Source organism: Mesorhizobium sp. M7A.F.Ca.US.005.03.2.1 (genome assembly GCF_003997795.1).
GTDB classification, from domain to species: domain Bacteria; phylum Pseudomonadota; class Alphaproteobacteria; order Rhizobiales; family Rhizobiaceae; genus Mesorhizobium; species Mesorhizobium ciceri.
In genome coordinates this window covers 1-738 of sequence record NZ_RZRP01001462.1, presented here as the reverse complement: position 1 = coordinate 738, position 738 = coordinate 1, and the positions used below count along the sequence as shown (strand labels likewise).

Annotated in this window: 1 protein-coding gene; it reads right to left on the bottom strand. The window is 65.4% G+C overall.

Annotated elements, in window-relative coordinates; all coding sequences use genetic code 11:
• The coding region (locus EN991_RS38495) for an ArdC-like ssDNA-binding domain-containing protein (protein ID WP_127370640.1) at positions 1-550 on the bottom strand (550 nt) is incomplete at its 3' end.
• Between the last annotated feature and the right edge of the window lie 188 nt (positions 551-738).

The window sequence follows — 738 nt, the reverse complement described above, 5'->3', positions numbered from 1 at the left end:
CATTCATGCAACCGGCGCTGATTTTCGCGTCGGCCTGCGGGACCATCTCGCGCTCAGGCAGAGGCTCGCCGGCGGCGTAAAGATGTTCGGGCAGATTATCGCACTGCGCGACATTGAAGACGGTGAAGCGCTTCAGGAAGGGCACCGCCTGCGGTTCGTCGCCATCGGTGTCGGCGCGTTGCTTTTCGTTCTTGGGAACAAAGCGGTCAGCGTGAACGATGGTGGTGCCGTGCTCGCCCTTCCTGACATTGCCGCCAAGCGAAAGCGCCTGCCGGAAGGTGAGCCAGTTCTGGCTGGGGAAACCGCGCTCGATGACCGCGCCCCACAGGATCAGGATATTGATGCCGGAATATCGGCGCTGGGTGGCCGCATTCCGCGGCAGGCCGAGGCCTGTCCTTGCCCTGCCCCACGGCTTGACCCATGGCACGGTGCCGCGCTCCAGTTCGGCAATGATGCGGTCGGTGATTTCCTGATAAAGGCTGGCGCCGGTGCGCCCGCCGCTGTCTGCGCCAGCCTGTCGGCTGCCGCAACGTTTGTTGTTTGCACGCATCGTGATGTCCTCCGCTCTACAATCGCGCGCCCTCCCCGGAAGCGGGGTGGGCGGCAAAAGCGACCGGAAAGGCCCGCCGTCGGAGGCGGACTGCATCAGCAGGACCGGAACGGAGTGGAGGACCCGAAAGCGACAAGCGAAGGGTTGCGGGACGCCGCGGCGGGCCTAGAAGGGAGTGCTGCCCGCCG